The sequence below is a fragment of the Streptomyces sp. NBC_00016 genome, assembly GCF_045040885.1.
Classification (GTDB): domain Bacteria; phylum Actinomycetota; class Actinomycetes; order Streptomycetales; family Streptomycetaceae; genus Streptomyces; species Streptomyces coriariae.
Map to the genome: position 1 here is coordinate 1,426,369 of NZ_CP108304.1, position 23,894 is coordinate 1,450,262.

The 23,894-nt window shown below is 73.2% G+C and carries 24 protein-coding genes; 15 read left to right on the forward strand and 9 right to left on the reverse strand.

Translation table 11 applies throughout. The features are described 5' to 3' along the window. Positions 1-37: 37 nt before the first annotated feature. Positions 38-1,429 (reverse strand): amidohydrolase family protein, encoded by a 1,392-nt coding sequence (locus tag OG933_RS06415; protein ID WP_405625821.1) that lies wholly within the window; start codon positions 1,427-1,429, stop codon positions 38-40. 365 nt (positions 1,430-1,794) lie between these two features. On the opposite strand from OG933_RS06415, the gene OG933_RS06420 reads away from it, so the two are divergent. The 4 genes from OG933_RS06420 (at position 1,795) to OG933_RS06435 (ending at position 3,545) form a co-directional block, all read left to right on the forward strand. Then, positions 1,795-2,079: an Atu4866 domain-containing protein gene (locus OG933_RS06420; RefSeq protein ID WP_362519386.1), complete on the forward strand. Its 285-nt coding sequence runs from the start codon at positions 1,795-1,797 to the stop codon at positions 2,077-2,079. Between the two features lie 84 nt (positions 2,080-2,163). Then, positions 2,164-2,646 (forward strand): MarR family transcriptional regulator, encoded by a 483-nt coding sequence (locus OG933_RS06425; RefSeq protein WP_362266432.1) that lies wholly within the window; start codon positions 2,164-2,166, stop codon positions 2,644-2,646. A gap of 2 nt (positions 2,647-2,648) precedes the next feature. Next, entirely contained in the window at positions 2,649-3,101 is a 453-nt protein-coding gene (locus OG933_RS06430; protein WP_362519380.1) for a MarR family transcriptional regulator, read from the forward strand. A gap of 72 nt (positions 3,102-3,173) precedes the next feature. Beyond that, the gene (locus OG933_RS06435; protein WP_362519377.1) at positions 3,174-3,545 is read left to right on the forward strand and encodes a tetratricopeptide repeat protein; all 372 of its coding nucleotides are present in this window, start codon (positions 3,174-3,176) and stop codon (positions 3,543-3,545) included. A gap of 65 nt (positions 3,546-3,610) precedes the next feature. On the opposite strand, the gene OG933_RS06440 is transcribed toward OG933_RS06435, so the two are convergent. Beyond that, positions 3,611-5,038, reverse strand: coding sequence for a PepSY-associated TM helix domain-containing protein (locus tag OG933_RS06440; RefSeq protein WP_405625826.1), 1,428 nt, complete (start codon positions 5,036-5,038; stop codon positions 3,611-3,613). A 160-nt stretch (positions 5,039-5,198) separates the two neighbouring features. On the opposite strand from OG933_RS06440, the gene OG933_RS06445 reads away from it, so the two are divergent. After that, positions 5,199-5,843 (forward strand): peptide deformylase, encoded by a 645-nt coding sequence (locus tag OG933_RS06445; protein WP_362519371.1) that lies wholly within the window; start codon positions 5,199-5,201, stop codon positions 5,841-5,843. Positions 5,844-5,869: 26 nt separating this feature from the next. Here OG933_RS06445 and OG933_RS06450 read toward each other — a convergent pair whose 3' ends face one another. Then, positions 5,870-7,288, reverse strand: a complete 1,419-nt coding sequence (locus OG933_RS06450; RefSeq protein WP_405625829.1) for a dihydrolipoyl dehydrogenase family protein — start codon at positions 7,286-7,288, stop codon at positions 5,870-5,872. A gap of 143 nt (positions 7,289-7,431) precedes the next feature. On the opposite strand from OG933_RS06450, the gene trxA reads away from it, so the two are divergent. Beyond that, entirely contained in the window at positions 7,432-7,836 is a 405-nt protein-coding gene (trxA, locus tag OG933_RS06455) for a thioredoxin (protein ID WP_171400995.1), read from the forward strand. Between the two features lie 30 nt (positions 7,837-7,866). Here trxA and OG933_RS06460 read toward each other — a convergent pair whose 3' ends face one another. Genes OG933_RS06460 through OG933_RS06470 form a run of 3 tightly spaced genes read right to left on the reverse strand, consistent with a single transcriptional unit; the run spans position 7,867 to position 11,596 of the window. Then, positions 7,867-9,303, reverse strand: a complete 1,437-nt coding sequence (locus OG933_RS06460) for an aldehyde dehydrogenase family protein (protein WP_362519364.1) — start codon at positions 9,301-9,303, stop codon at positions 7,867-7,869. 39 nt (positions 9,304-9,342) lie between these two features. After that, positions 9,343-10,521, reverse strand: a complete 1,179-nt coding sequence (locus tag OG933_RS06465; protein ID WP_362519361.1) for a 4-hydroxybenzoate 3-monooxygenase — start codon at positions 10,519-10,521, stop codon at positions 9,343-9,345. A gap of 25 nt (positions 10,522-10,546) precedes the next feature. After that, complete coding sequence (locus OG933_RS06470; protein ID WP_362519358.1) at positions 10,547-11,596, reverse strand: LacI family DNA-binding transcriptional regulator; 1,050 nt, start codon at positions 11,594-11,596, stop codon at positions 10,547-10,549. A gap of 116 nt (positions 11,597-11,712) precedes the next feature. Here OG933_RS06470 and OG933_RS06475 point away from each other — a divergent pair, with 116 nt between their 5' ends. Then, on the forward strand, positions 11,713-12,384 hold the full coding sequence (locus OG933_RS06475; protein WP_405625832.1) for a TetR/AcrR family transcriptional regulator: 672 nt from the start codon (positions 11,713-11,715) through the stop codon (positions 12,382-12,384). Beyond that, on the forward strand, positions 12,381-13,529 hold the full coding sequence (locus OG933_RS06480) for an FAD-dependent oxidoreductase (protein WP_405625834.1): 1,149 nt from the start codon (positions 12,381-12,383) through the stop codon (positions 13,527-13,529). The genes OG933_RS06475 and OG933_RS06480 overlap by 4 nt, the downstream gene beginning before the upstream one ends. Here OG933_RS06480 and OG933_RS06485 read toward each other — a convergent pair. Continuing rightward, a complete protein-coding gene (locus tag OG933_RS06485; protein WP_405625836.1) occupies positions 13,513-14,214 on the reverse strand; it encodes a TetR/AcrR family transcriptional regulator in 702 nt (233 codons plus the stop codon). The genes OG933_RS06480 and OG933_RS06485 overlap by 17 nt on opposite strands. 100 nt (positions 14,215-14,314) lie before the next feature. On the opposite strand from OG933_RS06485, the gene OG933_RS06490 reads away from it, so the two are divergent. Continuing rightward, on the forward strand, positions 14,315-14,878 hold the full coding sequence (locus OG933_RS06490) for an NAD(P)H-dependent oxidoreductase (protein ID WP_362519347.1): 564 nt from the start codon (positions 14,315-14,317) through the stop codon (positions 14,876-14,878). A gap of 106 nt (positions 14,879-14,984) precedes the next feature. Here the strand turns inward: OG933_RS06490 and OG933_RS06495 are convergent, their stop codons facing one another. Beyond that, complete coding sequence (locus OG933_RS06495) at positions 14,985-15,866, reverse strand: LLM class F420-dependent oxidoreductase (protein WP_405625837.1); 882 nt, start codon at positions 15,864-15,866, stop codon at positions 14,985-14,987. A 191-nt stretch (positions 15,867-16,057) separates the two neighbouring features. Here OG933_RS06495 and OG933_RS06500 point away from each other — a divergent pair, with 191 nt between their 5' ends. Further along, positions 16,058-17,005 carry an FkbM family methyltransferase gene (locus tag OG933_RS06500; RefSeq protein ID WP_405625839.1) on the forward strand — a complete coding sequence of 316 codons (948 nt, stop codon included), beginning with the start codon at positions 16,058-16,060 and terminating at the stop codon, positions 17,003-17,005. On the opposite strand, the gene OG933_RS06505 is transcribed toward OG933_RS06500, so the two are convergent. Beyond that, the gene (locus OG933_RS06505) at positions 16,995-18,029 is read right to left on the reverse strand and encodes a TerC family protein (protein WP_405625841.1); all 1,035 of its coding nucleotides are present in this window, start codon (positions 18,027-18,029) and stop codon (positions 16,995-16,997) included. The two genes, OG933_RS06500 and OG933_RS06505, sit on opposite strands and share 11 nt — an antisense overlap. Positions 18,030-18,269: 240 nt before the next feature. Between OG933_RS06505 and OG933_RS06510 the strand changes: the two genes are divergently transcribed. The 5 genes from OG933_RS06510 to OG933_RS06530 all read left to right on the forward strand — a co-directional run bounded on the left by OG933_RS06510 (position 18,270) and on the right by OG933_RS06530 (position 23,858). Beyond that, positions 18,270-19,244 (forward strand): alpha/beta hydrolase, encoded by a 975-nt coding sequence (locus OG933_RS06510; RefSeq protein ID WP_362519335.1) that lies wholly within the window; start codon positions 18,270-18,272, stop codon positions 19,242-19,244. 306 nt (positions 19,245-19,550) lie between these two features. Beyond that, positions 19,551-20,540 (forward strand): helix-turn-helix domain-containing protein, encoded by a 990-nt coding sequence (locus OG933_RS06515; protein WP_362519333.1) that lies wholly within the window; start codon positions 19,551-19,553, stop codon positions 20,538-20,540. Positions 20,541-20,730: 190 nt separating this feature from the next. Further along, positions 20,731-21,876, forward strand: coding sequence for an ABC transporter substrate-binding protein (locus OG933_RS06520; RefSeq protein WP_405625842.1), 1,146 nt, complete (start codon positions 20,731-20,733; stop codon positions 21,874-21,876). A gap of 90 nt (positions 21,877-21,966) precedes the next feature. Next, on the forward strand, positions 21,967-23,217 hold the full coding sequence (locus OG933_RS06525; RefSeq protein ID WP_405625843.1) for a sensor histidine kinase: 1,251 nt from the start codon (positions 21,967-21,969) through the stop codon (positions 23,215-23,217). Further along, positions 23,214-23,858, forward strand: coding sequence for a response regulator (locus OG933_RS06530; RefSeq protein WP_405625844.1), 645 nt, complete (start codon positions 23,214-23,216; stop codon positions 23,856-23,858). The genes OG933_RS06525 and OG933_RS06530 overlap by 4 nt, the downstream gene beginning before the upstream one ends. Positions 23,859-23,894 lie beyond the last annotated feature (36 nt).

Below are 23,894 nucleotides of genomic sequence, written 5' to 3' on the forward strand. Positions count from 1 at the left end.
GGGTGATCCTGGATCAGACAGCAGCTCAGACGGCAGCTCAGACAGCCGGGGTGTTCAGCACATACTCGCGCGAGGCGTGCACCTCGCCGCGCAGGGCGGCCAGGTCGGCGTCGAGAACGCGTCCGTCCCACTTGCGGGGCTCGCCGTTGACGAGGACGGCGCTGATGTTGCGGGCGTCGGAGCCCAGCACGATCGTGCCGATCGGGTCGTTGAGCGGCATGTTGTTGAGGTCCTCGGCCTGGATGACCAGCAGGTCGGCCTTCTTGCCCGGGGTGAGGGAGCCGGTGACGGCGGCCAGGCCGTTGCTGCGGGCGCCCTGGAGGGTGGCGAAGTCGAGGACGTCGTGGGCGGTGATGCGGGAGGGCTGCCGGTCGGTGCCGTAGGCGGCGTTGACGGCCCGCATCCGCTGGATGGCGTGCAGGGCCCGCATCTGCGTGAACATGTCGCTGGCGAGGGCGACTTCGACGTCGATGCTCAGTCCGGGGCGGATGCCGACGGACAGGGCCTCGTCGACGGCGGGGATCGCGGTCTCCAGGCCGATCTGCGCGTCCGAGGTCGGGGCGAGGGCCACGGTGGTGCCGGTCTCCCCCATCGCCTTCCATGCCTCGGGAGTCAGTCCGGTGGAGTGGATGAGGGTGACGTCGGGGCCGAGGACGCCGTCCTCGGCCCACCGCAGGACCGCCGCGGAGGAGGACGTGCCGAAGACGGCGTCCACGCTCACTCCGATCCCCAACTCGGCTGCGACACGTGCGAGTTCCGGGCCGTAGGCGAGCGTCGGTCCGGCGATCTCATCGGTGGCCAGGGCCGCCAGGCGCAGCGTGAGCAACTGGTCGTCGCTGCTGAAGTACCGGCCCTTGAGGCGGGTCAGGTCGCCGGGCCACTGCCGGTCCCACTGCCCGAAGTGCGGGCCCATGGAGGCGTGCACACCGCGGATGCCGGTGTCGACGAGGGCCTCGATGGCGGCGTCGGAGTGCTCGCGGGTGCGGGAGTTGTGGGAGAAGTCGAGCATGGTCGTGATGCCGCTGTCGATCGCGGTCAGGGCGGCCAGCCGGGTGCCGATGTACATGTCCTCGGGCCGGTAGACCGTGGCGTAGCCGGCCAGGGTGGCCATGACGTAGCCGCCGAGGTCGTCGACGTCCGGCATGATCCGGCGCAGCTGGGTCTCCCAGGCGTGCCGGTGGGTGTCGACGAAGCCGGGGGTGAGGAGCGTGCCGGTGGCGTCGACGACCACGGCATCGCCCGCGGCGAGATCGCGCCCGACGGCGGTGATCGTGTCGCCCTCGACGAGCAGGTCACCGCCGTCGACGACACCGAGGTCGGGGTCCATGGTGACGACGGTCGCGCCCGTGAACAGGATGCGCCGCCGGTCGGCCGGCCTGCGCCGGAGCTCTTCGAGCACGGCGGCGCCGGTGGTGTCGTGGACGTTCATGAGAGGTCTTCTTTCGGTACGGCGGAGTCGGCCGCCCTGGAACTCTCCGTGGGCCCAGAAGCCGAGGTCGCGTCGGCGGCCACGGTGACCGCCCGACCAACAGGTTCGTGGCGCGGGGGAGCCGGAACCAGGCCGCCCTGTCCCTAGGTGTCGGGCACCCAGGGTCCGTCCCGTCGCGTACGACGGAGGGGCATGGGGAGGTCCCGGACGGCGCCCTGACGGCGCCCGCGCCGTCGCCGTCCCCCGTCGCCGTCCCCCAGGGAGGCCCCCGTCGCTCGCGATGCTGGGTGTGCGGCACCCAGGAAGCTCTCACCTGGGGAGACGGCGGCCTGGTAGACACCGGCCGCCGGGGTGATCGTGGAGCCATGACCAGCAACGACACGCCCCGCGACCCGCACCCGTACGTCGGGATGTGGGTGACCGCGGACGGCTTCATCCGCCAGGAACTGCTGCCGAACGGCCGCTACGACGAGGCCCGCGGCAACCGCCGCAGCGCCTACACCGGCAGCTACACCGTCACCGGCAGCCACATCGACTACGCCGACGACACCGGCTTCACCGCCACCGGCGACGTCCGCGACGGCGTTCTCTTCCACGAGCACCTGGTCCTCCACCGCGAGGGCGAAGAGCACACCCGGCAGCGAGCCTGACCACGGGCCGACCACGGCTCCGCGCCGACCGAATCCGGGCAGATTAAGTAGCCATGGACATAGTAGCCATGTACTCTATTGTTCATGAGTGAGCGCAAGGGCCCCGAAGGGGCGACGCCCGGTTTTCTGGTGTGGCGACTGTCGACGAAGTGGCGGGTGGCCGTGGACCGGGCGGTGGCCCCGCTCGGCCTGACCCACGCCCAGTACTCGCTGGTCGCCTCGCTGTACGGGATGCAGCGCGCCGGGGAACGGCCCAGCCAGCGCCGGCTCGCCGACCACACCGGCCTCGAGCCGCTCTACGTCTCCAAGCTGGCGCGCGCCCTGGAGTCCGCCGGCCTCATCGAGCGCACCCGCGATCCCCGCGACCCGCGCGCCGTACAGCTCGCTCTGACCGAGCGGGGCCAGGACGTGACACAACGGGCCGTCAAGGTCGTCCAGGGGCTGCTGGAACAGCTGCTGGAACCGCTCGGCGGCCTGAAGAGCCCGCGAACGCGCGCGTTCACCGGCGAACTGGCCCTTCTGCTCGACGTACCGCTCGACCTCACCGACGAGAGAACGCAGGAGTGACGATGACCGACACCGCACCGCCCGTCGGCGGCCGCACGATAGGACTGGCCCACTACGCAGGCCGCGCCGTCCTGGAGCGCGTCCTGGCACGGCACGGCGCCACCTTCCAGCAGCAGATCACCCTGCGGGCGGCCGTCACCGCCGACGGACCGCTGGAGCGCGGCGCGCTCGTCGAGCAGGTGACCGGCGCACTCAAGACCGAAGCGGCGGACGTACACGCCACCGTCGACGGGCTGCTCGCCGCAGGGCTGCTGGCGGCCGACGGCTCTCTGATCCGGCCCACGGACGCCGGGCGCGAGCTGTTCGCCGTCGTCGGCGCCGAGACGGGCGAGATCTCGGCCCGGATCTACGCCGGGATCCCGGCGGAGGATCTGGCGGCCACCGGCCGCGTCCTGGCCCGCGTCACCGAGCGGGCCGAGGCGGAGCTGGCGGAGCTGACCCGCGCGGCTCGGTAGCGCGGCGCACCCCCTCCAGATAGTGGAATATTCAACCACCATGCCCGGTTGTCGGCCTCGAAGGAGGCACCAGTGGACACCACATACGAGACGACCGACAACACCGCCTACTACGCCCACGGAACGCCGGCCGAGCGGTGGGAGCGGGCGGGGCTGTTCTTCGCCGCGAAGGAGTACGCCGCCGCCGCGCGGGTGCTGGTCGGGCTGGTCGAGGAGGTGCCGGAGCAGACCGGACCGCGGCTGCTGCTGGCCCGCTCCTACTACCACTCCGCCCAACTGCTGCGCGCCGAGACCCAGTTGCGGCTGATCGTCGAGCGGGACCCGGTGGAGCACTACGCCCGGCTGATGCTGGGCCGGACCCTGGAGCGACAGGGGCGGCACGCCGAGGCGGGACCGCACCTGCGGCTCGCCGCGGCGCTGGCCGGGGACTTCCCCGAGGCCTGAGCCCGCAACAGCGAGCGGCCCGGCGGTGACTTCCACCGCCGGGCCGCCGCCGCGCACGGCCCCGCTCAGACAGCCGCCCGCCGCCCCCGCCGGTGCGCGATCTCACCCAGGACGACGTCCACGACCAGGAAGACGGCGAGCGGGATGCCGAGGAGCGGCACGAAGTAGGCGATCACGGCGACCGCCGCCATCAGCGGGACGAGGACGTACGGCGGGACCTGCGCCCAGGCCCCGCGCGGGACGGGCCGGCCGAAGGCGGACCTGCGGCCGCGCTGCCACCACATGCGGTAGCCCCACACGATCAGCAGGATCAGGGACCCCGCGAGAGCCATCAGCGCGAGCTGGTTGACCAGGCCGAACAGGACGCCGGTGTGCAGGTCGATGCCCCAGCGGGTCAGCTTGGCGAGCAGCGGGTGGTCGTCGAACCGCAGCACGTCGGTGACCTCGCCGGTGGCCGGGTCGATCGCCACCGCGTCCTGCTTCTCGGGCCAGCTGCGCTGCACCTGCTTGACCACGTACGCGGAGGAGGCGTCCGCGGGCGGGACGATCTCGACCGGGTCGCCCAGCCCCTCGGCCCGCGCCGCGGCCAGGACCCTGTCGAGGCCGACGCCGTGCTCGGCGTCCCCGCCCGCGCCGGAGGCCGTGTCGTGACCGGCGTGGTCGCCGCCGCTCGCGGCCGCCGAGACCGACGGGGTGGCCTGGCCGAGCGAGGTGCGCAGGACGTCGATGTTGGCGCCCGCGTAGGTGGACCAGGTCAGTCCGGTCGCGGACAGGAAGATGAAGCCGACGGCGGCCCACACGCCGACGGTGCCGTGCAGACCCAGCGTGCGGCGCCGTCCGGTGGTGCCGCGGACCTTGCGCAGGGCGCGCCGCCGGGAGAACCAGAGCACCAGACCGCCGCCCGCGATCACCCACAGCCAGCTGGCGGCGAGTTCGCTGTAGAGACGGCCGTTCTCGCCGAGGTGCAGATCGCGGTGGAACTCGTCGATCCAGGTGCGCAACGGCAGCGCGCCGGTGGAGCCGTACTGCTCCAGGGCGCCGCGTACCTTGCCCGTGTACGGGTCGACGAACACGGCGAGGGTGTGGGTGGCGTCGACGCCCTCGACGCCGGACAGCATCACCCGGGTCGTGGCGTCGTCCTCCGGCGAGGGGCGGACGGCCGAAACCGTACCCTCGGGGTAGGCCTTGCGGGCGGCGTCCACCTGCTCGGATATCGGCAGCGACGCGTCGCCGGCCGGCACGGTCAACTCGTGGGAGTACACGAGCTTCTCGGCCTGGAACGCGGCGGCGTACAGGAACCCGGTGGTGGCGGCGACCAGCAGGAACGGCGCCACGAACACGCCGGCGTAGAAGTGCAGACGCAATATCAGCGGGCGCAGCGGGGCCCACGGACCGTGGGACTTCGGCGCGGGGGCCGCTGCTTGCGGGGCCTCGTCCGATCCCCCGGCTCGAGCGGAGCCGGGAGTGGGGGAGGTCGAGGGAGCGGTGGACATCGTGGCGCTTCTCCGGGGGCAGGAGGAGTGGGTCGGGGACAGCGGCCCGGGGGACGCTTTTCAGCCGTGACGCACCAGTAGTCGGCGGCGGACGGCACCGAGTTCCCGCCAGTTCGAGTGACGTGCGTCACATGCCATGCGGCCGTGGCATGCTGGCCCGATGGCATCTCCCAGTCCCCGCGCACCCCTTGCCGAACGGATCGAGGAACTCCTCGCCCCCGGTGGCCCGTTGCCCATCGTCGCTGCCGGAGACCCGGTCCTGCGGACGGGCACGACACGCTACGAGGGCCAGCTCGACCCCGCCCTGCTGGCCCGGTTCGTCGAGGCCCTGCGCGTCACCATGCACGCGGCACCGGGCGTCGGCCTCGCCGCCCCTCAGGTCGGTGTGGAACTGCGGATCGCCGTCATCGAGGACCCGGCGCCGGTGCCGGAGGAGGTGCGGCTGGCCCGCGGCCGGGTGCCCCAGCCGTTCCGGGTCCTGGTCAACCCCGAGTACGAGCCGGTCGGTTCGGCCCGTGCCGCCTTCTTCGAGGGCTGCCTGAGCGTGCCGGGCTACCAGGCGGTGGTGGCCCGGCACGCCGAGGTGCGGCTCACGGGCGCCGACGAGCACGGCCGGCCGCTGGACGAGATGTTCGCCGGCTGGCCCGCCCGTATCGTCCAGCACGAGACGGACCACCTCGACGGTCTGCTCTACCTCGACCGGGCCGAACCGCGCTCGCTCTCGGCCAACCAGGCCGTGCTCGAACGCTGGACGCAGCCGACGGCGGAGCCGGCCGCGAGGGCGCTGGGGTTCGAACTCCCCTGAGCGGCGGGCCGGTCGGCCCGGTTCCCTCAGTTGTCCCGGTAGGCCTCCAGCAGCCGCAGCCACACCTCGCTGAGCGTCGGGTAGGACGGGACGGCGTGCCACAGCCGGGCGAGCGGGACCTGTCCGGCGACCGCGACGGTCGCCGAGTGGATCAGCTCGCCGACACCGGGGCCGACGAAGGTGACGCCGCGCAGGATCTCTCGCTCCAGGTCGACGACCATCCGGGCGCGGCCCTTGTATCCCTCGGCGTACAGGCCCGCTCCGGCCACGGACGACATGTCGACGTCGACGGCCCGCACCGGGTGTCCGGCCTGTTCCGCCTCGGCGAGCGAGAGGCCGACGGCGGCCGCCTCCGGGTCGGTGAAGACCACCTGGGGGACGGACTCGTGGTCGGCCGTGGCGGCGTGGGCGCTCCACGGGTCGCTCTCCGGCAGGTCGGTACCGGCCGCGCGGGCGGCGATGGCGGCGCCCGCGATCCGTGCCTGGTACTTGCCCTGGTGGGTGAGGAGGGCCCGGTGGTTGACGTCGCCCACCCCGTAGAGCCAGTCGGTGCCGGTGACGCGCAGACTGTCGTCGACGGTGAGCCAGGAGCCGGGTGCCAGGCCGACCGTGTCCAGGCCGATGTCGTCGGTGCGCGGGGCGCGGCCGACGGCGAAGAGGATCTCGTCGGCCTCGATGCGCTCGCCGGTGTCGGTGACGACCACGACGGTGCCGTCGGAGCGGGTCACCGACGCCACCGAGGTGCCCGTGCGCACGTCCGCGCCGGCCTCGGTGAGCGCCTCGGCGACCAGTTCGCCCGCGAACGGCTCCATCCGGTCGAGCAGGCCCTTGCCCCGCACGAGGAGGGTGACCTGTGAGCCGAGCGCCTGCCAGGCGGTGGCCATCTCGGTGGCGACGACTCCCCCGCCGACCACGACGAGCCGGCCGGGCGCCGACTGGGCGCTGGTCGCCTCCCGGCTCGTCCAGGGCCTGACCTCGGCGAGGCCCGGCAGGTCGGGCAGCGCCGCGCGGGTGCCGGTGGCGACGACGACCGCGTGGCGGGCCGTGAGCACCTTGTCCCCCACCGTCACCGTGCGCGGGCCGGTCAGTCTCCCGTGGCCGCGGTAGAGGTCCGCGCCGATGCTCGTGATCCAGTCGACCTGGCCGTCGTCCGTCCAGTCGCCGGTGAACCAGTTGCGGCGGGCGAGGACCGCCGCCGTGTCCAGGGGGCCTTGCACCGCGTCGCGCAGGCCGGGCAGTCTGCGGGCGTCCGCGCGGGCGATCACCGGGCGCAGCAGTGCCTTGCTGGGCATGCACGCCCAGTACGAGCACTCGCCGCCGACCAGCTCGCTCTCCACGACCGCGGTGGTGAGGCCGGCCGCACGGGTGCGGTCGGCGACGTTCTCCCCCACGGGCCCGGCTCCGAGCACAACCACGTCGTACAGGTTGGTTTCCGTTTCCGTCATGGGGTCAGTCTGGTGGGTGGTGTGCGGGGTGGCCACACGGGTAGGGGCGCGGAATACGCGCCGGGCCGGCCGTGTTGTGGCGGACGGCTTCACCCCATGTCAGGAGACCCCTGGCAGGAAGCACCGGGAAGAGGAATCACGCCATGAGCAGCACCGTGGAGCTCACCAAGGAGAACTTCGACCAGACGGTCACCGACAACGACTTCGTCCTGATCGACTTCTGGGCGTCCTGGTGCGGCCCGTGCCGTCAGTTCGCCCCGGTCTACGACAAGGCCGCGCAGGAGAACCCGGACCTGGTGTTCGGCAAGGTGGACACCGAGGCGCAGCCTGAGCTGGCCGCGGCCTTCGGCATCCAGTCCATCCCGACGCTGATGATCGTGCGGGACCGGGTCGCCGTGTTCGCGCAGCCGGGCGCCCTGCCCGAGGCCGCCCTCACGGACGTCATCGGACAGGCACGCAAGCTGGACATGGACGAGGTCCGCAAGTCGATCGAGGAAGAGCAGGCCAAGGCCGGGGCCGACGGCTCCCCGGCCGCTCAGGCCGAGTAGGCCCGGGAGTCCACCGACACCCGGGAATCCCTAGAAGGGGTACGGCGCCACGTCCGCGCGGACCGTCGTCCAGCGGACGTCTGTGAAGGCCTCGAGGTTGGCCTCGCCGCCGAAGCGGGCGCCGGTGCCGGAGGCGGCGACCCCGCCGAAGGGGGCGACGGCCTCGTCGTTCACCGTCTGGTCGTTGATGTGCACGATGCCGGTCGGGATCCGTTCGGCGAGGTCCAGACCGCGGGCGGCGTCCCGGGTGACGATGCCCAACGAGAGGCCGTAGGAGCTGCGCGCGGCCAGGGCCGCCGCCTCGTCCGGGGTGCCGAAGGAGCGGACGGGGGCCACCGGGCCGAAGACCTCCTCCGCGTAGGCGGGGGTGTCGTCGTCGACGCCCGCGAGGACGGTCGGCCGGTAGAAGAGGTCCTCGTGCCTGCCGCCCGCGGCGAGCTTGGCGCCGGCCGCGGTGCTGGCCTCCACCAGGCCGTGCACCTTGGTGAGCTGGCCGCCGTCGATGAGCGGGCCGAGGTGGACCTGCGCGCGGTGCGGGTCGCCGACGGCGAGGGCGTCGGCCTTCGCCGCGAGCCGCTCCACGTACTCCTCGTAGAGGGAGGCGTGCACCAGGTGGCGGCCGGTGGTCATGCAGATCTGGCCCTGGTGGAAGAAGGAGCCCCAGGCCGCGGTGGAGATCACCGCGTCCAGGTCGGCGTCCTCCAGCACGATCAGGGCGGAGTTGCCGCCGAGCTCCAGGTGGGCCCGCTTGAGGTGGCGGCCGGCGGCCTCGCCGACCGCCCGGCCGGCCCCGGTGGAGCCGGTGAAGGAGATCACCGGCACCTGCGGGTCGGCCACCAGGGCCGCGCCGGTCTCGGCGCCGCCCGGGAGGATGTGCAGGAGGTTCTCGGGCAGGCCCGCCTCCGCGAAGACCGCGGCCAGGGCCAGTCCGCCGCACACCGCCGTCCGCGGGTCCGGCTTGAGGACGACCGCGTTGCCGAGCGCGAGGGCGGGCGCGACGGACCGGATCGACAGGATCAGCGGGGCGTTGAACGGGGAGATCACGCCCACGACGCCGACGGGCACCCGCCGGGTGTACGACAGCCGGGGTGCCTCGCTGGGCAGGACCTGTCCGGCCGGGCGGGAGGCGAGTGCGGCGGCCTCGTAGCACTCCTGGGCGGCGACATGCAGCTCGAAGTCGGCCTTGCCGGGGATGGATCCGGACTCGCGGACGATCCACTCGCGCAGTTCGTCGGCGTGGGCGGCGAACAGGTCGCCGGCCCTGCGCAGCACACCGGCGCGCACGAAGTGGGGCAGCCGGGCCCACTCGGTCTGCGCGGCCCGGGCGGCCTCGGCGGCCGGACCGACGTCCGCGGCGCCCGCCAGGTCGACGGTGCCCAGCGGGTCGCCGGTGGCGGGCTCGGTGACGGTGTACCGGGGGCCCGACAAGGTGCGGGACTGCCAGTTCTGGGGGTCGAGCAGCGGCATGAAGGCTCTCCGATCGGTGACCCGCGGGACTCGCGGCTCTCACAAGGTGAGGGGAAGTCCCGTGTAGTTGGCCGCCAGTTCGGCGGCGGCGTGGCGGGATGCGGTGATCCGACGCAGCCGGGCGAGCTGCAGCCGATGGTCGAACGCATCTCCATCTGGTTGAGCGTGCAACATCCTAGTCATGTCGTCGGAAAAGCGGGTCGCCTGCCACACACGTCGCAGACAAAGATCCGAGTACCCGTCCAACAGCCGCGTGGACCCGGTGGCGCGCAGTTCGGCGAAGGCGCTGCCGAGCAGCCGTACGTCCGAGACGGCGAGGTTGAGCCCCTTGGCACCGGTCGGCGGGACGATGTGGGCCGCGTCCCCGGCGAGCAGGAGCCGGCCGTGGCGCATCGGCTCGTGGACGAGACTGCGCATCGGCGTCACGGACCTGCTGATGATCGGGCCGGGGCGCAGCGTCCAGTCGGCGTCGACGGCGAAGCGGGCGGCGAGTTCGTCCCAGATCCGGTCGTCGGGCCACTCCCGCAGGACGGTTCCGTTGGGGACCTGGAGGTAGAGCCGGGAGATGCGCGGCGAACGCATGCTGTGCAGGGCGAAGCCGCGTTCGTGGCGTGCGTAGATCAACTCCTCGCAGGAGGGCGGCACTTCGGCGAGGACGCCGAGCCATGAGTAGGGGTAGTCGTGCGTGTACGTCCGGCCCGCGGCCGCCGGGAAGGCACCGCGGGCGACGCCGTGCGAGCCGTCGCAGCCGACGACCCAGTCGCAGGAGAGGGTCTGTTCGCGCCCCTCGTACCGGAACCGCACGACGGGCGACCCGCTCAGCGGCTTCTCCACGGCGAGCGCCGCCGCCTCGAACAACAGGGGCGGCCCGTCGGCGAGTTGAAGCGCGACGAGATCCTTCACGATCTCCGTCTGGGCGTAGATCGTGACCGTGCGGCCGCCGGTGAGGACGGGGAAGTCGAGATGGTGGCGTTCACGGTCGAAACGCAGCTCGATGCCGTGGTGCACCAGGCCCTCGGTGTCGAGCCGGTCGGCGGCGCCCGCCGCGCGCAGGGCCTCGACCGTGCCCTGCTCCAGCATTCCGGCACGCTGGCGCCGCTCCACGTACTGCCTGGCCCTGCTCTCCAGGACCACGCAGTCGACTCCCGCGCGGTGCAGCAGCCGGGCGAGCAGCAGTCCCGCGGGGCCGCCGCCGATGATGCCGACCGTCGCACGCATGGCACGCCTCCCCTGCGACCGTAGTTCAGCTGGAGTCGCGCTGCACCACGGTGACTCCGAACGGCTCGTGCGCCTCGGGCGCGGCCACGGGGCTGCGCACCGCCCGGTCGACCAGCGAGGCGAGGTCGCGGCCGGAGGGCAGCGCGATCCGCACGGTGCTGAGCCGGGGCCGCAGCAGCCGCCCGAGCATCAGATCGTCGGCACCGATGACGGCGACGTCCTCGGGGACGCGCACGCCCGCGTCCTGAAGGGCGCGCATCAGCAGCATCGCGTACTCGTCGTTGTAGGCGAAGACGGCGTCCAGGCCGAGGGCGGGCCAGCGGGCCGCGAGGGCGGCCGCGGACTCCTCCGTGTAGGCCAGGGACAGTTCGGTGACGGTGGCGTCCGTGCCGTGCAGCGCCTCGCGGGAGCCGGCCAGGCGGGGCGCGGAGAACATCTCCATGCCGCGCTCGGCCGGGACGACCACCCCGATCCGGCGGCGGCCGCGGGCGTACAGGTGCGCGGCGGCGCTGCGGCCGACGTCGGCGTGGTCCAGGAGCAGCGCGCGGGCACCCTCGACCGCCTCGGGACCGAGGGTCACCACGGCCCGGGCGCCGGACCTCTTCAGTACGGCGACCCCCTCCGGGCCGACGCCGGGGCTCGGCACCAGGACGGCGACGGGCCTCAGTTCGGCCCAGGCCCGGGCCGCGTCGTCACCGCGCAGACCGGTGGCGCCGTACTGGACGACGGTGTAGTCGAGTCGGCTCAGCGCCCCCTGGAAGTCGTGCACGAACTGGGAGTAGAGGGGGCCCGCCGGGACGGGCAGGGTGGGCATCAGGACCATGCGGCTGTGGCCGGCCCGCAGGGTACGGGCGGCCGCGTGCGGCACGTACCCGAGTTCCTTGGCGGCCGCGTGCACGCGGCGGCGGGTTGGCTCGCTGATGCGTACGGCACTGGCGTTGTTCAGGACGTAGGAGACGGTCGCGCGCGAGACGCCGGCCAGGCGGGCCACGTCGGCGCTCGTGGGCACGGGGCGCGGCACCGGCGACTTCGTCGGCGCGGGCGTGTTCTGTATCTGCACCATGACGTACGGCATCTTGGCAGAAGCTGTGAGCGACCTTCCGGGCGGGGGACACCGAAATCCGATGAGCCGTCAACGAACATGTTCGTGACGTACTTGTTCGCAACGAACATGTTCGGTACGGTGAAGACATGACAGCACGCCCCGACACCCCGCGCAGTCGCCGTGAGCGCCCGGCCAAGCCCGCTCTGACCAGGGAGGGCATCGTGGCCGCCGCCTTCGCGGTGCTGCGCGCCGAAGGCCTGCGGAAGCTGACCATGCGGCGCCTGGCCGAGGAACTCGACACCGGCCCGGCCTCCCTGTACGTCTACGTCCGCAACACGGCGGAGCTGCACGCGGCGGTGCTCGACGAACTGCTGGGCACGGCCCTGCCCGCGCCGGCCGCGGGGAGCTGGCGCGAGCGGCTGGAGGGCGTGCTCACCTCGTACACCGCGATGCTGTTGGCCTATCCCGACCTCGCCCGCTCCGCGATCACCGCCCGGCCCAGCGGCCCGCACTACCTGAACCTGATCGAGACCCTGCTCGCCCTGCTCGACGAGGGCGGGGTGCCGCCCACGCAGGCCGCGTGGGGCGTCGACCTGCTGCTCCAGCACGCCACCGCGACGGCCGCCGAGCACACGGACGAGGCTTCCCCGCAGGACTGGGACGCCCTGCTGCACGCGGTGCGCGAGGCGTCGGAGCGGACCCATCCGCACATCGCCGGCCTCGCCGGACCGCTGCTCTCGGGATCGCCCGAATCCCGCCTCTCCTGGGGACTCCAGACACTGATCAGCGGCATCGAGCGGACCGCCGTACCCGAATGACGACCACAGGAGGAACCGTGCACCACCCCGTAGCGATCATCGGCGCCGGACTCGGCGGCCTCACCCTCGCCCGTGTGCTGCACGTGCACGGCATCGAGGCGGCCGTCCTCGACCTGGACGCCTCGCCCGGCGCCCGCACCCAGGGCGGCATGCTCGACATCCATCTGGACTCCGGCCAGGAGGCGCTGCGCGCCGCCGGACTGCACGAGAAGTTCCGCACGCTCGTCCTGCCCGGCGGCCAGGCCACCCGGGTCCTCGACAAGGACGCGGTCATCCGCTTCGAGGGGGCCGACGACGGGACCGGCGAGCGCCCCGAGGTCGACCGGGGCGCCCTGCGCGACCTGCTGCTGAACGCGTTGCCCGAGGGAACGGTCCGCTGGGGCGCGAAGGTCACCGGTGCGCGTCCGCTCGGCGACGGAAGGCACGAGGTGCGTCTCGAGGACGGCTCCGCCCTCACCACGGACCTGCTGGTCGGCGCCGACGGAGCCTGGTCACGGATCCGACCGCTGCTCTCCGACGCCCGGCCCGCGTACACGGGCGTGTCGTTCGTCGAGACGGACCTGCTGGAGGCGGACGCACGCCATCCGGTGAGCGCCGGCGTGGTCGGCGGCGGGTTCCTCCTCGCGCTCGGCGCCGGCAAGGGCTTCCTCGCGCACCGCGAACCCGACGGCAGCCTGCACGTCTACACCGCCCTGCGGGTCGGCGAGGACTGGGCGGACCGCGTCGACTTCGGCGACGCCGAGGCGGCCAAGGAGCACGTCCTGGAGCACTTCGCGGACTGGGACAAGAGCCTGCGGGCGCTGGTCGCCGACGCCGACGGACCACTGGTGCCGCGCCTGATCCACGCCCTGCCGGTCGGCCACCGCTGGGACCGGATCCCCGGCGTCACCCTGCTCGGCGACGCCGCCCATCTGATGTCGCCGTTCGCGGGCGAGGGCGCCAACCTCGCGATGCTGGACGGCGCCGAGCTGGGCCAGGCCCTGGCCGCGCACCCGGGCGAGCGCGAGGCCGCGCTGGCCGCCTACGAGGAGAAGCTGTTCCCGCGCAGCGAGGCGGCCGCGGCCGCCTCCGCCCACAGCAGCGTGGCCCTGTTCGCCGAGGACGCCCCGCAGGCCGTCGTCGACCTCTTCACCGCGGGGCCCTGACCGGCACCCCGCTCGGCACCCCGCTGGTCACCCGGTCGACCAGTTCGCCCCAGCCCGCCTCCAGGCGCGCCGCCGGCATGCCGCACTGCCGGGTGAGGTGGTGGACGAGGACTGGGCTGAGGTAGCCCATCAGCGTGTGGGCCAGCAGTTCGGCGTCCGCGTCGGGCAGGGCCTGGCGCAGCAGCAGTACCAGGTGGCTGTGGTGGACACGGCGCGGCGGCACCGAGTACCGGCGGTCCGGTCCGGGCTCGGCCGCCAGCTGGAGGTCCAGTTCGTCCACGGCCCGCCTGAGCATGGCGACGCCGAACGCCCGCAGTCGCTCCACGGGCTCCGCGCCCGGACCCAGCGGCGGGGGACCGGTCAGGAACGCGGCCTGGAAGTTGCGCTCCGAGTGGTCCAGGAGCGCGGTCAGCAGCCCGGTGCGGTCGCCGAAGCGCCGGAACACCGTGCCCTTGCCCACGTTCGCCGCGCTCGCCACCGCCTCCATCGTGACCCCGGCCGCGCCGTGCTCGGCGATCAGCCGGGCGGCGGCGTCCAGCAGCCTGGCCCGGTTGCGGGCCGCGTCGGCGCGCAGACACGGCTCGTCCCCGGCCGGCCCCAGGTGCAGCAGCTCGGGCTCGGTCAGGCTCTCCTCGGGCTCCGGACAGGGAGGAAGAACGGCGGACATGAACTCAGCGTAAAGCATCGGGAATGAAACTGGACCGCGGTCCGGTTAGGATGCTAGAACATTAAACGGACCTCGGTCCGGATTCGTAACGGCAATGTTTCAGCCTCTGGGAGTACCCATGTCTGTCCGCATCCTCGCGCTCGTCGGCAGCCTTCGCGCCGGTTCGACCAACCGCCAGCTCGCCGAGGCGGCCGCCAAGGTCGCTCCCGAGGGCGCCACCGTCGACCTCTTCGAGGGCCTGGCCGAGATCCCCTTCTACAACGAGGACCTCGACGTCGAGGGCAGCGTCCCGGCCGCCGCCGCCAAGCTGCGTGCGGCCGCCCAGGCCGCCGATGCCTTCCTGCTCTTCTCCCCCGAGTACAACGGCACCATCCCGGCCGTCCTGAAGAACGCCATCGACTGGCTGTCGCGCCCGTACGGCGCCGGCGCCTTCGGCGGCAAGCCCGTCGCCGTGGTCGGTACCGCGTTCGGCCAGTTCGGTGGCGTGTGGGCGCAGGACGAGGCCCGCAAGGCCGTGGGCATCGCCGGCGGCAAGGTCATCGAGGACCTCAAGCTCTCCATCCCGGGCTCGCTGACCCGCTTCGCCGAGACCCACCCGGTGGACGACGCCGAGGTCGCCGCCCAGCTGACCGAGGTCGTGGCCCGTCTGCACGGCCACGCGGGCGAGGTCGCGGCCGCCTGACCGGCAGCACCGTGACGTAGCAGGACGCGAGGACGCAGGGGTCCGGAACTCTTTCCGGACCCCTTTCCTCGTACGCGGGCTCCCGCGCCCCGCACCCCCGGTCCGGTCAGTCCAGCTCGGCCAGCCGCACCACGGCCGGGGCCGCGAAACGCTCGATCCAGCCCGCCGTCTCGCCCAGGCGCGGCGCGAGGATCACCGTGTCGATGCCGAGCTTGGTGTAGCCGTTGAGGTCGCTCAGGAGGCCGTCCAGATCGCCCTCGTCGGCGGCGTCGCCGGAGTAGGTGATCGTCTTCAGGACGGTGTCGTAGTCGCGCCGCTCCGCCTCGCAGTGCCCGCGCAGGACGTCCAGCTTGTGCCGGACCTCCTCCGGGGTCGAGGCGAACAGATTGCACGCGTCCGCGTACCGGGCGACCAGCCGCAGCGTCTTGCGCTCGCCTCCGCCGCCGATCAGGATCTCCGGGCGCGGCGAGCTGACCGGCGCGGGCACGCACAGGGTCTCGGCCAGCCGGTAGTGCTCGCCCTCGAACGGCCCGTTGTCGTCCGGGTCCCACATCCGCAGGCAGATGCGCAGGGTCTCCTCCAGCCGCTCGAACCGCTCCGCCGTCGGCGGGAACGCCACCCCGAGCCCTTCGTGCTCACGGTCGTACCAGGCCGCCCCGATACCCAGCGAGGCCCGTCCGCCGGACAGCACGTCGAGCGTGGTGGCGATCTTGGCGAGCAGTCCGGGATGCCGGTAGGTCACACCGGTGACCAGGGTGCCCAGTCTGACCGTGGAGGTGTGGGCCGCAAGGAACGCCAGCGTCGAGTAGGCCTCCAGCATGGGGGCCTCGGCGCCGCCGTTGAACTCCATCTGGAAGTAGTGGTCCATCACCGACAGCCGGCTCACCCCGGCCGCCTCCGCGGCGGCACCGGCCGCGGCCAGCTCGGCGCCCAGCGCGGGCGCGCCTCCCGCCTCGCCGAACCGATTGATGTGCACGCCCACACGCATGTCCGTCTCCGATCGTCCGGTCCCGCGGTCCTCTCGCCGTTCACCGGCCCCGGCGACGCTAGACCTTGAAGTGCTCTCGAAGTCAAGGGAGACCGGCCGGACCGGCCCGCGCGTCTTCGTCCGGTCATCCGATCGGCGAATCTCGTTCAAGCCGAGGACCGCCTCCCGTCGCGTCTGATAGGGCTGGGCAGATGCAGACCCTCTATCGACGACTGCTCGGCCTGATGCCCCGTATCGGCGTCCAGGTGACCGACCTCGGACCGGGGACGGCGGTGGTCTCGCGGCGCGGCGGCGCGTACCGCGTGACCGGCGCGGACAAGGACACCTGGGTGCTGCGGCGGACCCGGGACAAGGCCCGTTCCGAGGTCACCGAGGGCGGTGCCGTGCGGCTGGGCGACACCGGCGCGCTGCTCCTGATGGAGACCCCGGGCGGCCAGGACGAGCGCAGACTCCAGCTGGCGGCCGCCGAGTACCTCTGCACCCAGCACGTGGCCGCCATGCTGGAGCTCTACGGCGTGAACTGCGTCTTCGACGTCGGCGCCAACAACGGCCAGTACGCCAGGCGGCTGCGGAAACTCGGCTACACCGGCCGGATCGCGTCCTTCGAGCCCACCTCGGAGACGTTCGCCCGGCTCGAGAAGGCCGCGGCGGACGACCCCGACTGGCAGGTGTACCGGTGCGGACTGGGCCGTGAGGAGACGACGGCCGAGATCCACGTCGGCTGGAAGACGATGAACTCCCTGCTGCCCGCCAGCGACTACGGCAAGGGCCGCTACAGCAGGTTCGCGAAGGCCGACACCGAGGAGATCCGGGTCCGCCGGCTGGACGAGGTCATGGCCGAGGCACTGGACGGTCTCGCCGATCCGCGCCCCTACCTGAAGATGGACACCCAGGGCTACGACCTCGAGGTGTTCGCCGGTGCCGGGGAGCGGATCGCACAGTTCGTGGGGATGCAGTCCGAGGTCGCGGTGCTGAAGCTGTACGAGGGCAGTCCCGGCATGGGCGAGGCCGTCGCGGTGTACGAGGCCGCCGGGTTCGGCATCACCGGCATGTACCCCGTGACGCGCGAGGCGACCACGGGGCGGGTGATCGAGTTCGACTGCGTGATGATGCGCGCGGACGCCGCGCCTACACCGTAGAGCCGTCCCGCGCCGTCCCCTCCGGCCGCTCCTCTCGCCCCTCTCGCCCTTGCTGCTCCTGTCGCTCTTGCTGCTCGTGTCGCTCCTGTCGGGCGGAGGCCCGCAGGCTGGTGACGGTGGTGACCGCCAGGACGAGCACGATGAAGCCGAGCGAGAAGGGGATGCCGATCTCGGGCACGTGCACCCCGGACTCGTGCAGCGCGTGCAGCACCAGCTTGACGCCGATGAAACCGAGGATGACCGACAGGCCGTAGCTGAGGTGGACCAGCTTCTTCAGCAGGCCGCCGATGAGGAAGTACAGCTGCCTGAGGCCCATCAGCGCGAAGGCGTTGGCGGTGAACACGATGTACGGGTCCTCGGTCAGCCCGTAGATGGCGGGGATCGAGTCGAGCGCGAAGAGCACGTCGGTGGAGCCGATCGCGAGCATCACGACCAGCATCGGGGTCATGACCCGCTTGCCGTTCTGCTCGATCCACAGCTTCGTGCCGTGATAGCGGTCGGCCACGCCGAACCGCTTCTCCACGGCCTTGAGCAGCTTGTTCTCCTCGAACTCCTCCTCGTGCCCGCCCTTCTTGGCATCCTGGATCAGCTTCCAGGCCGTCCAGATCAGGAAGGCGCCGAAGAGGTAGAACACCCAGGAGAACGTCGAGATGATCGCCGCGCCCGCCGCGATGAACAGCGCGCGCAGCACGAGGGCCACCAGCACGCCCACCATCAGCACCCGCTGCTGGTACTGCGAGGGCACCGCGAACTTGCCCATGATCAGGACGAACACGAACAGGTTGTCCACGCTCAGCGACTTCTCGGTGATGTAGCCCGCGAAGAACTCCCCCGTCGGCCTGCCGCCCCCGAAGAGGAACACGCCGAGGCCGAACAGACAGGCCAGGACGACCCAGACGACGGTCCAGGTCCCGGCCTCGCGGACCGAGACGTCGTGCGGTTTTCGGCCGATGAAGAAGTCGACGGCGACGAGCGCGCACAGCGCCGCGACGGTCAGCAGCCAGACGAAGAGCGAGACGTTCACCGGGGTCACTCCTGATACCTGTGTGGGGGTGAAAATCGTTGTCGTCCGCGGCTGCTTCTTTCCACCCCACTCTGGTGAACAGCAGGTCATGACCTGGCAAGCTCTGGAGCGGGGCAGGGCTGTCACCCGCCGAACGGCGGGCAGCTCCCGCCGTACGGCGGCGCCCTGGCGGGCGGCGGGTGCGCCGATCATGGGCCGCACGAGCCGCCGCGCAACCGCGCTCCGCGTGAGGAGAAGCCCATGACGTCCGCACCGCCGCCCTTCGACCCCGAACTCGGCGCCGCCCTGGAACTCATCCGGGAGATGATCCAGCCGGGGCTGACCGCCGAGGACATCGAAACCGTCCGCCAGGGGCCGGGGATCGCCCTGCTGGCAGAACTGGACCTGACGCTGGGCGGTGCCTTCGAGGTCGAGGACCGGACCGTGCCGGGCCCCCGGGGCGCCCCCGGGATCTCGCTGCTGATCTGCCGGCCCACTGCGCCGGCTCCGGCACGCCCGCGTCCGGTCGTCTATCACGTGCACGGCGGCGGCATGGTCCTCGGCAACAACCGGGTCGGCGTGGACGTGGCCCTGGACTGGGCGCGGGAACTCGACATGGTCGTGGTCTCCGTGGAGTACCGGCTGGCGCCCGAGCACCCGCATCCGGCGCCGGTCGAGGACGTGTACGCCGGTCTGCTGTGGACGGCGGAGCACGCCGCGGAACTGGGCGCGGACCCCGAGCGGATCGTGCTCGCCGGGGCCAGCGCGGGCGGCGGCCTCGGCGCCGCGCTCGCCCTGCTGCTGCGCGACCGTCAAGGGCCCCGGCCGCTCGGCCAGTTGCTGATGTGCCCGATGCTGGACGACCGCAACGACACCCCCTCCAGCCACCAGATGGCGGGCCTGGGCGTCTGGGACCGCACGGCCAACGAGACCGGGTGGACGGCCCTGCTCGGCGAGCGGCGCGGCGGCCCGGACGTCTCCCCGTACGCGGCGCCCGCCCGGGCCGAGGACCTGTCCGGGCTGCCGCCGGCCTTTCTCGACGTGGGCTCCGCCGAGACGTTCCGGGACGAGGTGGTCGCCTACGCCTCCCGGATCTGGCAGGCCGGCGGGATCGCGGAGCTGCATGTCTGGCCGGGCGGTTTCCACGGCTTCGACGGCTTCGCGCCGCAGGCCGCGCTGTCCAGGTCGGCCCGCGCGGCCCACCTGGACTGGCTGCGACGGCTGCTCGCCGAATGACGCCCACGGGCGGCGACCCGGTGGCGGGGCGGCTCGGCGGCGCTTGAACTCCACGGGGCCCGCGTTCATCTCCGCGGTCCCGTCCGTGTGCGGGACCGGCCGGCGATCGGCTCCGCCCGCACCGGCGCGGCCCCCGGCGCCGTGTTCCCGCCCTTGCCGCGCTCCGCCATCCCGCCCGCCCCGCCGTCCGTCAGTCTTTCGCCACTGTGTCGCAGGGCGCTCGGAACCCACCGTCGAGGCCGGTTCCGAGCGGAAGCGGTGGCCGCACCCCTCCTCGTCGGCGCTCGCGTGGCGCATCATGGCCGTATGAAAGAGCTGGCCGGGCGCCTGACCGCACTGGACCCGGACGCCGGCGCCGCCGTGCGGGTCATCGCCTACTTCGACCGGCTGGCCGAGTCCCGGGCCGGGGTCGAGGCGCTGATGCGCGGGGCCGCGGTGCTCGCCGGGGTGCCCGCGCGGCTCGTCGACGCGGACCGGCGGGTGCGGGTCCGGGTGGAGCCCGACGGCACGCGCCGGGACACGGAGCTGCCGCCGGACCCGGACTGGCCGTGCACGGCGCTGACGCCCGACGGACCGCCCGCGTTGTGGCTGGAACGCGCCGGTGCGATGCCCAGCGTCGTGGACGCCGTGATCCTGGAACGGGCGGCCGGCGCGGCCCGCGCCGTGCTCGACCGCACCCGGGGGCGGGCGCCGCTCGACGACCCCGCCCTGGTCGAGACGCTCCTCGACGCCACGGCCGCCGAACCGGCCCGGCTGCACGCGGCCCGCCGCCTCGGCCTGGGCCCCACCGCCCCGGCCCGCGCCCTGGCCACGCCCGGCGGCCGGCCCAGGGTGCTGCCCGCCGACGCCCGGGACGCCGTTCCGGCCGGCCGGGTGGGGGTCGGGCCCGCCGTGCCCGTGACGGACCTGCCGCGCTCCTGGGCCGAGGCCCGCACCGCGCTCCGCTTCACCGCGGACGGCACCGCGCAGGACCCGGGCCCCCAGGTCGTGTACGCCGACGAGCTGGGCGGCATCGCCCTGCTGGCCGACCTCGTCGCACCGGGGGCCGAACCCCCGGCGGACGTCCTAGCGGTCGAGGCGGCGGCCGCGGACGCACCCTGGCTGCTCACCACCCTGCACGCCGTCACCGCCACCGCGAGCCTGCGGTCGGCGGCGGCCGAGGCGAACGTCCACCACTCCACCCTCCAGGACCGGCTGGCCCACGCGGAGCAGCTGCTGGGGTGGCCGGTGCGCACGCCCCAGGGCCGGCTGCGGCTGCACCTCGCGCTGACGATGCGGCGGCTGGCACGGCCGTGACGGCGCTCCCGCGCGGCCGCGCTCCTCGGGGAGGGGGCGTTCAACCGATCGGTTGAACGGGGATTCCACCGCACGCGCGTCGTCCGCTCCGTCCGGACGACGCGGGCCGACCGCCGGGCGCAGCAGAATCGACCTCGACCGTGGCGCCCGGTCCCCCACCCCCCTCAGCGTTCGAAAGAGGTCTCCCGTCATGCCCAGCTTCCCCAGCAGAAGGCGCCTGCTCACCACCGGTGCCGGTGCCGCCCTCGGCCTCGGCGCGCTCGGCGCCGCCACCACCCCGGCATCCGCCTCCCCGGCGTCGGCCGCTCCCGCGCGGGCCTCCGGCGCCGAGGAGACCAGGTCCCTCGACGAGCTCTACCGGGCCGCGCTCGCGGAAGGCGGCAGGCTCGTCGTCTACGCCGGCGGTGACACGCCGACCCAGCAGGACGGCACCAAGGCCGCGTTCCTGAAGCGCTTCCCGGACATCGACCTGAAGCTGATCGTCGACTACAGCAAGTACCACGACGTACGCGTCGACAACCAGCTCGCCACCGGCACCCTCGTGCCCGACGTCGTCCAGCTCCAGACCCTCCAGGACTTCGACCGCTGGAAGGCCCAGGGCCGCCTGCTGTCGTACCGGCCGGCCGGGTTCTCGAAGGTGCACGACAGGTTCAAGGACCCGCAGGGCGCCTGGGTGGCGATCGCGGCGATCGGCTTCGGCTTCATGTACGGGACGGACGCGGTGGGCACGGGCGCGCCGCGCACCCCGCTGGACCTGCTCGACCCGAAGTGGAAGGGAAGGATCGCCTCGTCGTTCCCGCACGACGACGACGCGGTGCTCTACCTGTACTCGCTCTACGTCGAGCACTACGGCTGGGACTGGGCGGCCCGGCTGGCCGCACAGGACGTCCGGTTCGCGCGCGGCAGCAACTCCCCCGGTGACGCGGTACGCGCCGGGCAGTACGCGATCGGCGTCGGCGGCTCCGGCGCACCGCTCGGCACCGGCCCGGTGAAGTGGGTCCTGCCGGACAGCGCCCCGTTCATGGCGTGGGGGCAGCGGGCGGCGATTCTCAAGCAGGCCGCCCACCGCACGGCCGCCAAGCTCTACCTCAACTGGCAGCTGTCCACGGCCACCCAGCAGGCGTCCTTCAACGGCTGGTCGGTGCGCACCGACATCGCTCCCCCGGCCGGCCTGAAGCCGGTCTGGGAGTACCGCAACGCCAACCTCGACGGCTTCCCCCGTTTCATGTCCGACCGGGCCGGGGTGGAGCGGCTGAAGCAGACGTTCGCGCTGTACTTCGGCGAGGTCGTGGGCGACCCGACGCCGGGCTTCCTCGGGCTGCGTCCGGGCGCCTGATGCGACCCGGCCGTCCTCACACGATCCCTACAGCTGCCGGATAGACTCGGACCCCCTGTTCGAACGGATCATCGTCCAAGGGGATCTGCCGTGTCCGACCGCGCTCCCGTCCACACCTCCGCGAGGGCGGCCCGCGGAAGCCGGCCGAGCGCCGACCTCCTCGCCCATCTCACCTTCTTCGTCGTCGTGGCCGCCGGTCTGGTCCGGCTGGTGCAGCTGAGGATCGGGCTGTGCTGGGACATCGTGAGCGTCAGCGGGCTGCTGGCGCTGGTGTACGCGGGCGGGCTCGCGGCCGGTGAGCGGCTGGGCCGGATCGGCCGGCACCTGTGGGTCGTGGCGCTGCTGGCGCTGTGGACCACGCTGGTGCTCCTCGCGCCCGCGTCGCTCACCGCCGCCTACGTGTGGTGCGCGCTGCCGCTGGCCTGCGCGGCCCTGCGGGTGCTCGGCCGGCGGGCGGCCGGGGCGGCGGTCGGCGCCCTCTCGATCGTCCTCGCCGGTCAACTCGTGCGCAGCGCGGGGCAGTTCGATCCCGAGCTGGTGCTGATCCCGGTGGCGGCCGTGTGGGGCACCGTCGCCCTCTACCGCGCCCAGCAGCGCGACGCGGCCGAACGGCTGCGGCTGGTCGAGGAGTTGCGGGGCACCCGGGACGTACTGGCCCGGCAGCAGCGGCAGGCCGGGGTGCTGGCCGAGCGGGCCCGGATCGCCCGGGACCTGCACGACACGCTGGCCCAGGAGCTCTCGGGCGGGGTGATGCTGCTCCAGGCCGCCGACCGCGACTGGGACGCGACGCCGGAGGTGGCCCGGACCCGGATGCGGGCGGTCGCCGACGCACTGCACGCCAATCTCGCCGAGACCCGCAGGATCATCCGCGATCTGACGCCGTCCGCCGTGGACGAGGCCGGTCTGGAGGGCGCGCTGCGGCTGCTGTGCGCGCGGGCGGAGGCGGAGGGCGCGGCGGCCCGGGTGCGGTTCCTCTCGGCGGGCGAGCGCCGTCCGGTCCTGGACGGGCCCACGGCGGCGGCCCTGTTCCGGGTGGCACAGAGCACGCTGGCCAATGTCCGCGAACACGCGCGCGCGGTGAACGTCCTGGTCACGCTGCACGGGTACGCGGACCGGACGGAGCTCGAAGTGCGCGACGACGGCGCGGGGTTCGAGACCGGCCGGGTCGGCGTCCCCGCAAGGGCAGTCCGGGGGCTCGGCATCCCGGCCGCCCGGGCGCGGCTGCGGGAGTGCGGCGGGGATCTCGTGGTGGGCAGCGTGCCGGGGCGCGGCACCTGCGTCCGGGCGACGGTGCCGGCCCTGGCGAAGAGCCGCCCGGCGGCTCAGGTGGCCGCCCGGTGAGCGGTGCGCCGTTGCGTCTGCTGGTGGCGGACGACCACGCCGTCGTCAGGGCGGGGCTGCGCGCGCTGCTGGAGGGCGAGCCGGATCTCGAGGTGGCCGCCGAGGCGGGGTCCGGGGAGGACGCCGTACGGCTCGCGGCGCGATTGCTGCCGGACCTGGTGCTGATGGACCTGCGGTTCGGGAGCGGCGCCGGCATCGACGGGATCGAGGCGGTGCGCAGGCTCGCGGCCGAGGCGCCGGGGATCCCGGTGGTGATGCTGACGAGCTACTCGGGCCGGGCCGACGTGGTGCGCGCGCTGGAGGCGGGTGCCCGGGGCTATGTGCTGAAGGCGGGGCCACCGCAGGAGCTGTTCCGGGCGGTACGGGGTGCCGCGGCCGGTGCGCTCGGGCTGGCGTCGGAGGTGGTGGGCGAGCTGGTCGCCCAGCACCCGGATCCACAGCGGGAGTTGAGCGGGCGGGAGGTGGAGGTGGTGCGGCTGCTCGCGGAGGGGCTGAGCAACCGGGCGATCGCCGAGGCGCTGTTCCTGAGCGAGGCGACCGTCAAGACGCATCTGGTGCGGGTCTACCGCAAGCTGGGTGCGGACAACCGGGCGGCGGCGGTGTCCGAGGCGGTACGCAGGGGGCTGCTGGACCTGGCGTAGCGCGGGGGCGGCACGCAGCGGAGGTGGCACGGAGGG